Genomic DNA, 11474 nt, shown 5'->3' with positions numbered 1-11474 from the left:
AAGGCCCTGAAGGGCCTTTTTTCACAAAACCAGCATCTATTCAGAGGCGGCTTTCTTTTCATTGCTGTCGTAAATCAAGATAGGTTTTGATTCACCGCGAATAACGGTTTCATCAATAACAACTTTGCTCACGTCTTCCATTGAAGGAAGGTCGTACATAGTATCAAGCAAAACCGCTTCAACGATTGAGCGAAGACCACGTGCGCCTGTTTTGCGATCCATTGCCTTTTTAGCAATCGCGTTAAGTGCATCGTCACGGAACTCAAGTTCTACATCTTCCATTGAGAACAATGCACCATATTGCTTGGTAATTGCATTCTTTGGCTCGCGTAGAATTTGAATTAGTGCTTCTTCATTCAACTCTTCAAGGCTTGTTACTACCGGTAGACGTCCAATGAACTCTGGAATCAACCCATATTTCACTAAGTCTTCAGGCTCAACTTGCTTAAACAGTTCGCTGATTTGTTTGCTGTTGTCTTTCGACTTAACCGTCGCACCAAATCCAATACCCGTGTCTTTTTGTGCGCGTTGCTCAATAACTTTATCAAGACCAGCAAACGCACCACCACAGATGAACAATATCTTAGAGGTATCAACCTGCAGGAATTCCTGCTGTGGGTGCTTACGTCCACCTTGCGGAGGAACAGACGCAACCGTACCCTCAATCAGCTTTAGAAGCGCCTGCTGTACACCTTCACCCGAAACGTCACGAGTGATAGATGGGTTGTCTGACTTACGAGAAATCTTATCGATTTCATCGATGTAAACAATTCCGCGCTGCGCTTTCTCTACGTCGTAGTCGCACTTCTGCAGTAACTTCTGGATGATGTTCTCAACGTCTTCGCCCACGTAGCCAGCTTCAGTTAGCGTGGTTGCGTCAGCCATGGTGAATGGAACATCAAGCAGGCGCGCTAGGGTTTCCGCTAGCAGCGTTTTACCACTACCGGTAGGTCCTATTAGCAAAATATTACTTTTGCCAAGTTCTACGCCTTCGTGAACGTCGCCATTGCGCAAGCGCTTGTAGTGGTTATATACCGCTACTGATAATACCTTCTTTGCATGTTCTTGCCCGATAACGTAATCGTCTAGGTGAGCATGAATTTCACTTGGTTTAGGTAAAGCGTCCTGCTTTTGCTTAGGCGCGATTTCCTTAATTTCTTCGCGAATGATATCGTTACATAACTCAACACACTCGTCGCAAATGAATACCGACGGGCCTGCTATTAACTTTCTTACTTCGTGTTGGCTTTTGCCACAAAACGAACAGTACAGTAGCTTATTATCACCGTCACCGCTTTGCTTATCACTCATTACTTTTGCCTCTGCCTTGCCTGAGCCGAAAACCAAAACGTGCTATGCACTGGCTCAGGTCTACTATAACTATACTACTTAGTTGCGGCTACGTCAGATCGATTTGCTAAAACTTGGTCAACAAGGCCATATTCTTTTGCCTCAGTTGCACTCAAAAAGTTATCACGGTCTGTGTCACGCGCGACTTTTTCATAGTCTTGACCAGTATGGTCCGCCATAAGGCGATTCAATTTCTCTTTAATAGACAGAATTTCTTTCGCGTGTATTTCAAAATCAGATGCCTGACCTTGGAAGCCACCAAGCGGTTGGTGAATCATTACGCGCGAGTTAGGTAGACAGTAGCGCTTACCTTTTGCTCCTGCAGATAGTAGAAATGCGCCCATGCTTGCAGCTTGGCCCATACATACTGTACTCACGTCTGGCTTGATAAACTTCATCGTATCGTAAATTGCCATGCCAGCAGTTACCGAACCGCCTGGTGAGTTAATGTATAAGAAAATATCTTTCTCTGGGTTTTCAGCTTCTAAGAACAACATTTGAGCAACGATGAGGTTGGCCATGTGATCTTCAACTTGTCCTACCAAGAAAATTACGTTTTCTTTCAATAGGCGAGAATAAATGTCGTATGAGCGCTCACCTTTAGAGGTTTGCTCAACAACCATAGGAACAAGTGCATTCATTGGGTCAAACGGGGTATTAGTCATAGCTACCTTGATTATCTAGCGTTAAAAACAAAAATGCTCGGAAGGCTCCGAGCATTTAAGCAGTTGCTGACAAGTAATGTCAATCAGACAGTAAAAAATTACGCCTGTTTGTTCATAACCTCGTCAAAAGCTTTAGTTACTTCGGTAACTTTTGCTTGCTCAAGAACCCACTCAATAGCTTGTTCTTCTAGTGCAACGTTCTGCATTTGTTGCATAAGCTCTTGGTTGTTGTTGTAGTAATCAACAACTTCTTGCGGATCTTCATACGCTGAAGCAGCAGTTTCGATCATCTCGTTAACTTTAGCTTCGTCTGCTTTAAGTTCGTTCTGCTTGATCACTTCACCTAGAAGAAGACCAATAGATACGCGACGTTTAGCGTTGTCAGTAAACAATTCAGCTGGTAGGTCTGGAAGGTTCTGACCACCGCCTTGCTGGCTGAAACGTTGCTTAGCTTGCTCGCGAAGTGCATTCACTTCTTGATCGATAAGCGCTTGAGGAATATCAATCTCGTTAGCTTCAACTAGCTTAGCAATAACGTCTTCTTTAACTTGCGCTTTTAGCGTCTGGTTTAGTTCACGCTGCATGTTCTTACGAACTTCTGCTTTAAGTGCGTCAACACCGCCTTCTTCAACACCGAATAGTTTAGCAAACTCTTCGTCAACTTTTGGAAGATTTAGGCCTTCTACTTTCTTAACGGTAGTTTGGAAAACTGCATCTTTACCTTTTAGGTTTTCTGCGTGGTAGTCTTCAGGGAAAGTTACTTCGATAGTCACTTCTTCACCCGCTTTCGCGCCAACAAGTGGCTTTTCGAAACCAGGGATCATGCGATCTTTACCTAGCTCAAGAGCGAAGTCTTCTGCTTTACCACCTTCAAACTCTTCACCGTCGATAGAACCAACGAAGTCGATGATAACTTTGTCGTCTTTCTTCGCTTTACGCTTAACTTCTTTCCAAGTTGCGTGCTGCTTCTGAAGTGTTTCCATCATGTTATCTAGATCTTCGTCAGTAATTTCTACTACTGGTTTTTCGATTTCGATATCGCTAACACCTTTCACTTCTACTTCTGGGTAAACTTCGAAAGATGCTGTGAATTCTAGGTCCTGACCGTCTTCGTCTTTAGTCAGTTCAAACTTCGGCATACCAGCAGGCTGAATTTTTTCTTGAATCACTGCTTGGTAGAAGTTTTGCTGCATAACATCGCCAGCAACTTCTTGGCGAACAGCTTGGCCGAAACGCTTTTTGATTACGTTTACAGGAACTTTACCTGGACGGAAGCCGTTGATGCGTTGTGTTTTCGCCAATTGCTGTAGACGTGACTTAACTGCTGAATCAACCGTGTCAGCTGGAACGGTGATAGTAAGACGGCGTTCTAAACCCTGGGTCGTCTCGACTGAAACTTGCATTATGTTACCTCAACTATACGCCTTTACAGGCGTTTTGTTCTCAATCCCCTCTCCCGTCATGCAAGAGTTGCATATCACTCCGGGGTAGAGGTCGTTATTCGACGTTTATAAAATCAAAGTTAGGACACGAAATTGTGTCAAAAAGCCAACCTGAAACAAACGTACTGGTTAAAAAAAGACGCGGTAGTATACAGCCGCATACCACAAGAGTCGAGAGGCAAACACAAGTTTGTAACAACCATTTGAACGCATTTTGACCAAATAGCGAAACTAATAGCCTAAATAGCGAAAAAGACGGAATTTATGCGAGTTTATTGAGCAATGTATAAAGAGGAGAGAAAGATAATGGTCGGTGAGACAGGATTTGAACCTGCGACCCCTTGTACCCAAAACAAGTGCGCTACCAAGCTGCGCCACTCACCGACAGATATATCTTTTTGAATAGCCCTGCGAGAGCTTTAAATATGGTGCGGAAGGAGAGACTTGAACTCTCACGCCGTGAAGCACTGGAACCTAAATCCAGCGTGTCTACCAATTCCACCACTTCCGCGAAAAAGTGGGGTGGACGATGGGACTTGAACCCACGACAACCGGAATCACAATCCGGGGCTCTACCAACTGAGCTACGCCCACCACAGTAATCCTGTTCAGTCTTATGTGTGAATTGATAAACACATAAGCGCCTACCGAGCTGTCAGGATCTTACATAGCTACTCGATAGTTAAAGTCGACTCATACCCTAGCCCACAGATGATTTATCACTCTTAGCTAGAAGTATTTACTGAATCGAAGAAAGCATAAATGGTCGGTGAGACAGGATTTGAACCTGCGACCCCTTGTACCCAAAACAAGTGCGCTACCAAGCTGCGCCACTCACCGACTGAAATGCTTACATTAAGCTTTTGATAAAGCTTGAAAATATGGTGCGGAAGGAGAGACTTGAACTCTCACGCCGTGAAGCACTGGAACCTAAATCCAGCGTGTCTACCAATTCCACCACTTCCGCAAAAAAGTGGGGTGGACGATGGGACTTGAACCCACGACAACCGGAATCACAATCCGGGGCTCTACCAACTGAGCTACGCCCACCATAGGGTGTGTTTGCGATTTACACGCTTTATTTTAGCAGTGTAAATACGAAAATTCAGCCTTGCTATCAGGACCTACCTGACTCGCATGGCGCGCCCGGCAGGATTCGAACCTGCGACCCACGGCTTAGAAGGCCGTTGCTCTATCCAGCTGAGCTACGGGCGCTTGGCGAATCTTCGCTGCAAAAAGTGGTCGGTGAGACAGGATTTGAACCTGCGACCCCTTGTACCCAAAACAAGTGCGCTACCAAGCTGCGCCACTCACCGACTGTCGTACCGACCTTGAAGCGTTAGCCTCTGTGCCGTTACGGGGTGCGAATATTACTGACATCCCCCCACCTCGTCAAACACTTTTTTAAATAAAATCATCAACCGCTCACAAAGCATCCATTCTCACGTTTTTTTGAACAATTACCCTTGTATTTACCTATTTTTAGCCTAGGTTTGCGCTTCTTTTAAGGGTAAGCATCAGGCTTTCCATTAACGGTTGTTTACGTTGAACATTTGTGGCGAATAATTGCAGAGCAATAACTACTAGAGTATTAGTCCTATTTTATGAAACAATATAGGGCACTTGTTGACCACCCAACCATATAAGAATCGTACAAGACTATGACCGCCCATCTTATTGACGGCAAACTAATTGCCAAACAAGTTCGCCAACACGTAACCTCCTATGTTGAATCGCTTACGCAAGCAGGTAAAAGACAACCAGGCCTAGCCGTTGTCCTTGTTGGCAGTGATGCAGCTTCTCAAGTTTATGTTTCCAATAAACGTAAAGCGTGCGAAGAAGTGGGGTTCGTTTCTCGCTCTTTCGACCTTCCTTCTGATACCACAGAAGAGACCTTGCTAAATTTAGTGGACGAGCTAAACGAAGATAAAGAGATAGACGGAATTCTGGTACAGCTTCCTTTACCTGCAGGGTTAAATGCAGAAAAGGTACTTGAACGTATTCACCCTCATAAAGATGTCGACGGATTTCATCCATACAATATTGGCCGCCTTGCACAGCGTATTCCTGCACTACGTCCCTGCACGCCAAAAGGCATCATGACCATGATAGAGTCAACCAAGCGCCCTGTAAAAGGTTTAGACGCGGTCATTGTAGGTGCGTCGAACATTGTGGGGCGCCCTATGAGCCTGGAACTGCTTTTAGCAGGCTGCACCGTTACTACCTGTCACAAGTTCACTCAGGACCTTAAAAGTCACGTTCAACGTGCAGACCTACTGGTAGTCGCAGTAGGTAAACCGAACTTTATTCCTGGTGACTGGGTAAAGCAGGGCGCGATTGTCATTGATGTAGGTATTAATCGCGTTAATGATGGTTCACTTGTTGGCGATGTTGATTTCGAAAAAGCGAAAGAGCGCGCAGGCTGGATAACCCCCGTTCCAGGCGGAGTTGGGCCGATGACAGTAGCCAGTTTGATAGAGAATACGCTGGAAGCTTACGTAAAATATCATTCTTAAAGCACAAATAGTTCAACCAAAATGTTAGGCAGAAATTAAATTTCTGCCTTTTTGTTTTATACTCCCCCTCAAGTTGAACACAGACTCAAACTGACCTACACCTTTTATGGCAGAACCAACATCTCCTTTATGGGAACAGCACGTAATTGATGCAACGCTTAAATGGGTTGACGACATTGTGATAAAGCATAACTTTTGTCCCTTTGCGCGCTATGTAAGAACACCTCACCAAATTCGGTGTGTGGTAATTGAGGGCAATGCGGGAAATGTCGTTCAATCGCTATACGATGAGTTGCGGCATTTAGAAGAGAATGACACCACCGCTACAACACTAATTGCACTCACGCATTCAACCCTTGCTGATTTCAACGAATATCTCGATGTATTGGCTATCAGCGATAATATGCTGCACGACTGGGGATACAGCGGCACTTATCAACTTGCCAGCTTCCACCCCAATTATGTATTCGACGGTAGCGACGTAGACGATGCTGAAAACTATACCAATCGTTCACCCTACCCGCTTTTGCATTTGATTCGTGAAGCTGATATCACACGCTACATGAAGAAAGAAGAAGATGCCGAAAAGATATTCAGCCATAACATTGAAAAAGCACGGACGCTTGGGTGCCCTTATTTTGAGGGCGTATTAGACACGCTTAAAAAAGATAAGCCCGCTCGATAAAACACGGGAAGCTTACTTTTTTGTGCAATGTAAAAAACACGCACTAAAAAGAGAATAAGCTCGTGTTGCGAGCAGGCCCAAAGTATTGGATTACTCCAGGGAACCCAAATAAGCAGCGCCTTATAACAAGCAGGATGTTTATTTGGCTCAAGCTTTCACTTGAAACGTCACTTTACCTGCAAATTATGTGAGTAATATGACAACGTTACACATTTTGACTTCGTTAAGGCTAAAACGTGAATACCCACAATTCATTTTCTCTCGAGGCGATAGCGACCGTCGCTACGCCTTTCAAGCAAAAGTTTGCTATTCCAAGACAGCCCAACTTGGCTAACGCCCAAGGCATCATCACCTTCGAAGAAGGCTTTAACGATATCAATTTGCTTAAAGGGATAGAGAATTACAGTCACCTGTGGCTGCTTTTTATCTTTCACCAGAACATTGAACGCGGTTGGAAAAATACGGTAAAAGCCCCTCGTCTAGGTGGTAATGCAACTATGGGCGTATTGGCAAGTCGCAGTACCCACCGACCTAATGGGATTGGCATGTCTGTGGTGAAAAACAAAGGTGTGGTTAGCAGTAATGGACAGACACAGTTAGTGGTTGAAGGGGTAGATTTAGTCGACGGCACACCACTTGTCGATATCAAACCCTATATCGCGTACGCTGATAGTGTTCCTAGCGCCAGCGATAATCTTGATGACATTAACCCCATACCCAATCGCGACGTATCATTCGCCGATACAATCCAGCCCACACTTGCTGAAATAGAGAAAAAGCACCGTGGTTTTTCTGCCTTGGTGACTGCGGTACTGTCCCAAGACCCTCGCCCAGCCTATAAACAGCATATTGAAAATGATGAGAAAACCTACCGCGTGACGCTATACGATATTGATGTAGGGTTTGAAATAAGAGATGCCGCCGTTAAGGTGACCGAACTGGTTCATTTAGGATAATTACACTATTAGTGTTAACAGTCTGTGGCGAAATAGCTCACAGTTAATTAGAATACGCCCAAACGTGTGACACCTTATCTCGGTTCAAGAGTTTCGCAATGTTTTGTTTTGCGAATTGCCGTTTGCGAAAGAGCATCACACTAACCGTAATAAATACATTTATAACAGGATACCTGCTTTACATGCGCACTAGTCAATATTTGCTTGCCACGCAGAAAGAAACACCTGCAGATGCAGAGGTTATCAGCCACCAGCTAATGCTAAGAGCTGGTATGATCAGAAAGCTAGCCTCGGGTCTATACACGTGGTTGCCATCTGGTCTTCGTGTACTCAACAAAGTAGCCAATATTGTTCGTGAAGAAATGAACAAAGCAGGCGCAATAGAAGTGCTAATGCCCGTTGTTCAGCCTGCAGACCTGTGGGAAGAATCTGGACGTTGGGAAGAATACGGCCCAGAGTTACTTCGCATTAAAGACCGCCACCAGCGTGATTTCGTATTAGGCCCAACGCACGAAGAAGTTATTACTGCACTTGTGCGTAATGAAATTAGCAGCTACAAGCAGCTTCCACTGAACCTATACCAAATTCAGACCAAATTCCGCGACGAAGTACGCCCTCGTTTCGGCATTATGCGCGGTCGTGAATTTACCATGAAAGATGCGTACAGCTTCCACTTGGAAGATAGCTGCTTAGAAGAAACGTATCAAAAAATGTACGACGCTTACTGCAACATATTCTCGCGTATGGGCTTAGACTTCAGGGCGGTAATTGCCGACTCTGGCTCTATTGGTGGTAATCACTCTCACGAATTCCACGTACTTGCCGCATCAGGTGAAGACGATATCGCTTTCTCAAGCGACAGTGATTACGCAGCCAATGTTGAAATGGCTGAAGCTGTTGCGCCTGAAAAAGCTGTCGCATCGGGCGCTGCAGTTGAGACTAAAGATGCCAAAGGCAAAGATTTCAATGCCATCTTAAAAAGCGTAGAAGCCGAAGTGACAAACGCGGTCAAAGTCGTAGTAGTGAAAGCCGCTAATGAAGTAGACAGTAAAGGCGAAGAAGTAGTTTCTGACAAATGGGTAGCCCTTGTACTTCGTGCTGATCATGAGCTTAATGATGTAAAAGCAGAGAAGTTAGACGGCGTTGCAAGCCCGCTTGTTGAAGCATCATTTGAACAAGCAAAAGATATTCTTGGCGTTTCACCATTGTTTGCTGATGCAACCAACCTGCCTGTACCCGCTTTTATTGACGCCAGTGCAGCTGCCCTTGCTGACTTCACTACAGGCGCAGGCGCAGGCGGTAAGATAAATATTAACGTAAACTGGTCTGAAGATATTACTGGCGTTGATATTCGCAACGTTGTAGCAGGCGATGCATCTCCTGACGGGAAAGGCACGCTAGATATTAAACGCGGCATCGAAGTGGGCCATATCTTCCAGCTTGGCAGCAAGTATTCAGAGGCCATGAACTGCGGCGTACTAAGCGAATCAGGTAAGCACCAAACCTTAACTATGGGTTGTTACGGTATAGGCGTATCTCGAATTGTTGCGGCAGCTATCGAGCAAAACCACGATAAATTTGGCATAAAGTGGCCAGATCCTATTGCACCGTTTAAAATTGCATTAATACCAATGAATATGCATAAGTCTCATCGCATTAAAAAAGCAGCGGAAGCGCTTTATGAAGAGCTTGTTGCCCTTGGCGTAGAAGTGTTGTTTGACGACAGAAAAGAGCGTCCGGGTGTCATGTTCAATGATATGGAATTAATTGGCATACCTCACAGCATTGTTATTGGTGAAAGAAACCTAGATAATCAACAGGTTGAGTATAAGAATAGACGTACTGGTGAAAAGCAGTTGTTAGATATTAGCGCAGCAAAGGACTTTGTAGCCGCACTCTAGCGCCTGATCTCGCCGATTAGATTAGAAAAGAGGGCGTATGCGGTTAACATTTTATGGCGTAAGAGGGTCAATCCCTACCCCGGGAGCAGCTTACGTCCGCTATGGTGGTAATACTGCATGCGTTCACATTGAGCTTGAGGATGGTACCGATATCATCCTCGACTCAGGCACAGGGATTCGCGTGCTCGGCGAGCGCCTTATTCAAAAAAATACACCCATTAATCTGCTGTTGAGCCACAACCATTGGGATCATATTCAAGGCTTCCCTTTTTTTGCGCCTATCTATCAGGCTTCACGCGAAATCAACATATACCCGGGTCAAACCCTCCTTGATGAACCTGATCAAATTTTAAAGCAAATGGAAGGGTCGTTATTTCCAGTCCCCCGAAGTGCGCTGAAAGCTAACATTTCTATTGTCGATATTCCCAAGTCTACAAGCCGATTTTCAGTAGGAAGCGCAACCATAACTCGCTTAGCCATGAACCACCCCGGTCGTGGCAGTGCTTATTGTATTGAAGCCGATGACGCAAAGGTGGCTTACATAACAGATAATGAGCTTTACCCCCCCTACAAAAAAGAAACAGACTTTATCGATTTCGCAAAATTTGCACAAAATGCCGATCTGCTAATACACGATGCACAGTATATGTTGTCTGACATGCCAGCTAAGAACGGATGGGGTCATTCGGTCGCGGAAGAAGCGGTGAAACTAGCAATGGCATGTAACGCAAAAAAATTAGCTTTATATAGTCATGATCCAGAACGGACTGATGACGATATAGATGATGTTGTAAACCATTGTAATGTATACGTCACAGTGGCAGAGTCTAATCTACAAGTATTTGCATCTTCAGAAGGCCAAGCACTGGACTTCAGTTAAGCATAACAACAACCCCACGTTACGGAGAATTAAAGGTGTCTGTGTTAAAGCCTTTTGTATTTTTGGCAGCATTTGCTGCTTGCACGCCTGTGTGCGCTCAACAATCACAAGAAGTGGTAAGCGAACAAGTATCATCTTCAGAAAATAGTGAACAAGAGCGCACTGTTGAAAATGAAGAAAATCAATCGTCTCAGGAAGAAAGCGGTATTGAAGTTATCGATATCATCAAACGTGACACCATCACGGAAAGTGCACTGGATAACCGATTAGAAGGCGATAAAGAAGCACTGGATAATGTGTTTGCTATCACTCAGCATAGACAAAACTATCTACTTCCAATTACTTACGTTTCCAACCCAAGCTCTGTAGCCAGTGAAGAACTCACAAACGAGAACATAGACAAGAAAGAAGCAAAATTTCAGGTAAGCGCAAAGCTGCCGCTTTATTTGGAAGATACAGGATTCGACGGCGTTTACTTTGGCTTTACGCTAACCTCTTTCTGGCAGCTTTATAACAGTGAAGCGTCGAAGCCGTTTCGCGAGACCAATTACGAACCAGAAGTCTTTTGGCAAGAAACAGCCGATTATTCCGTACTTGGCTACAAATTTAATACCTTTCAAGTTGGTTTCAATCATATGTCTAACGGTCAAAGCGGGCTGCGCTCTCGAAGCTGGAACCGTATATTTGCCTCTATTGTCTTTAGCGACGATGACGATATCTACTACCTAAAGACGTGGTACCGTATTCCTGAAGACGAGAAAACAGACCCGCTTGATCCAACCGGCGACGATAACCCTGATATACAAGACTATTACGGTAGAATGGAACTTGGTTATGGAAGGAAAATTGGCGCGTTTAAAGTACTGGCGCTTTTACGAAATAACCTCGACGTAGATGAGAACCGAGGCAGCATCCAGCTAGACTTCACCTACCCTATCTCTGACCGCTATGAAGTCTTGCTTCAATACTTCAATGGCTATGGCGATTCGCTTATCGACTATAACCGCTCACAAGAACGTATTGGTATCGGTTTTCAGCTGCACTTTTTGTAATAAATAACCACGTAGACACAGGATGGG

General features: G+C 44.7%; 9 protein-coding genes and 8 tRNA genes. 6 read left to right on the top strand and 11 right to left on the bottom strand.

Annotated elements, in window-relative coordinates; translation table 11 throughout:
• Positions 1 to 36 precede the first annotated feature (36 nt).
• From clpX to ACFI6L_RS18845, 11 genes are all read right to left on the bottom strand, one after another.
• The gene (gene clpX / locus ACFI6L_RS18895) at positions 37 to 1311 is read right to left on the bottom strand and encodes an ATP-dependent protease ATP-binding subunit ClpX (protein WP_014950146.1); all 1275 of its coding nucleotides are present in this window, start codon (positions 1309 to 1311) and stop codon (positions 37 to 39) included.
• A gap of 74 nt (positions 1312 to 1385) precedes the next feature.
• A complete protein-coding gene (clpP, locus tag ACFI6L_RS18890; protein ID WP_014950147.1) occupies positions 1386 to 2015 on the bottom strand; it encodes an ATP-dependent Clp endopeptidase proteolytic subunit ClpP in 630 nt (209 codons plus the stop codon).
• Between the two features lie 98 nt (positions 2016 to 2113).
• Positions 2114 to 3418, bottom strand: a complete 1305-nt coding sequence (gene tig, locus ACFI6L_RS18885; protein ID WP_014950148.1) for a trigger factor — start codon at positions 3416 to 3418, stop codon at positions 2114 to 2116.
• Positions 3419 to 3764: 346 nt separating this feature from the next.
• A tRNA-Pro gene (locus ACFI6L_RS18880) sits at positions 3765 to 3841 on the bottom strand.
• Positions 3842 to 3883: 42 nt separating this feature from the next.
• Positions 3884 to 3968, bottom strand: a tRNA-Leu gene (locus ACFI6L_RS18875).
• A gap of 7 nt (positions 3969 to 3975) precedes the next feature.
• Positions 3976 to 4051: transfer RNA gene (locus ACFI6L_RS18870), tRNA-His, on the bottom strand.
• A 169-nt stretch (positions 4052 to 4220) separates the two neighbouring features.
• A tRNA-Pro gene (locus ACFI6L_RS18865) sits at positions 4221 to 4297 on the bottom strand.
• Positions 4298 to 4339: 42 nt separating this feature from the next.
• A tRNA-Leu gene (locus tag ACFI6L_RS18860) sits at positions 4340 to 4424 on the bottom strand.
• A gap of 7 nt (positions 4425 to 4431) precedes the next feature.
• Positions 4432 to 4507, bottom strand: a tRNA-His gene (locus ACFI6L_RS18855).
• A gap of 88 nt (positions 4508 to 4595) precedes the next feature.
• Positions 4596 to 4672, bottom strand: a tRNA-Arg gene (locus ACFI6L_RS18850).
• Positions 4673 to 4696: 24 nt separating this feature from the next.
• Positions 4697 to 4773 (bottom strand) — tRNA-Pro (locus ACFI6L_RS18845).
• A 345-nt stretch (positions 4774 to 5118) separates the two neighbouring features.
• On the opposite strand from ACFI6L_RS18845, the gene folD reads away from it, so the two are divergent.
• From folD to ACFI6L_RS18815, 6 genes are all read left to right on the top strand, one after another.
• Positions 5119 to 5973: a bifunctional methylenetetrahydrofolate dehydrogenase/methenyltetrahydrofolate cyclohydrolase FolD gene (gene folD / locus ACFI6L_RS18840; RefSeq protein WP_014950149.1), complete on the top strand. Its 855-nt coding sequence runs from the start codon at positions 5119 to 5121 to the stop codon at positions 5971 to 5973.
• Positions 5974 to 6079: 106 nt separating this feature from the next.
• Positions 6080 to 6658 (top strand): DUF1415 domain-containing protein, encoded by a 579-nt coding sequence (locus ACFI6L_RS18835; RefSeq protein WP_039228338.1) that lies wholly within the window; start codon positions 6080 to 6082, stop codon positions 6656 to 6658.
• A gap of 236 nt (positions 6659 to 6894) precedes the next feature.
• Entirely contained in the window at positions 6895 to 7614 is a 720-nt protein-coding gene (gene tsaA / locus ACFI6L_RS18830) for a tRNA (N6-threonylcarbamoyladenosine(37)-N6)-methyltransferase TrmO (RefSeq protein WP_168463262.1), read from the top strand.
• A gap of 182 nt (positions 7615 to 7796) precedes the next feature.
• Positions 7797 to 9515: a proline--tRNA ligase gene (locus ACFI6L_RS18825; protein ID WP_462556679.1), complete on the top strand. Its 1719-nt coding sequence runs from the start codon at positions 7797 to 7799 to the stop codon at positions 9513 to 9515.
• Between the two features lie 37 nt (positions 9516 to 9552).
• Positions 9553 to 10395, top strand: coding sequence for an MBL fold metallo-hydrolase (locus ACFI6L_RS18820; RefSeq protein ID WP_101565267.1), 843 nt, complete (start codon positions 9553 to 9555; stop codon positions 10393 to 10395).
• Between the two features lie 35 nt (positions 10396 to 10430).
• Positions 10431 to 11447, top strand: a complete 1017-nt coding sequence (locus ACFI6L_RS18815) for a phospholipase A (RefSeq protein WP_462574608.1) — start codon at positions 10431 to 10433, stop codon at positions 11445 to 11447.
• Positions 11448 to 11474: the final 27 nt, after the last annotated feature.

The organism is Alteromonas sp. G4i35, assembly GCF_054960375.1.
This window is presented reverse-complemented; position numbering and strand designations above follow the sequence as displayed.

Excerpts from the sequence above, each read along its gene's own strand:
- ACFI6L_RS18820 (WP_101565267.1), top strand. The coding sequence starts at position 9,553 with ATGCGGTTAACATTTTATGGCGTAAGAGGGTCAATCCCTACCCCGGGA.
- folD (WP_014950149.1), top strand. The coding sequence starts at position 5,119 with ATGACCGCCCATCTTATTGACGGCAAACTAATTGCCAAACAAGTTCGC.
- ACFI6L_RS18825 (WP_462556679.1), top strand. The coding sequence starts at position 7,797 with ATGCGCACTAGTCAATATTTGCTTGCCACGCAGAAAGAAACACCTGCA.
- tig (WP_014950148.1), bottom strand. The coding sequence starts at position 3,418 with ATGCAAGTTTCAGTCGAGACGACCCAGGGTTTAGAACGCCGTCTTACT.
- clpP (WP_014950147.1), bottom strand. The coding sequence starts at position 2,015 with ATGACTAATACCCCGTTTGACCCAATGAATGCACTTGTTCCTATGGTT.
- clpX (WP_014950146.1), bottom strand. The coding sequence starts at position 1,311 with ATGAGTGATAAGCAAAGCGGTGACGGTGATAATAAGCTACTGTACTGT.
- ACFI6L_RS18835 (WP_039228338.1), top strand. The coding sequence starts at position 6,080 with ATGGCAGAACCAACATCTCCTTTATGGGAACAGCACGTAATTGATGCA.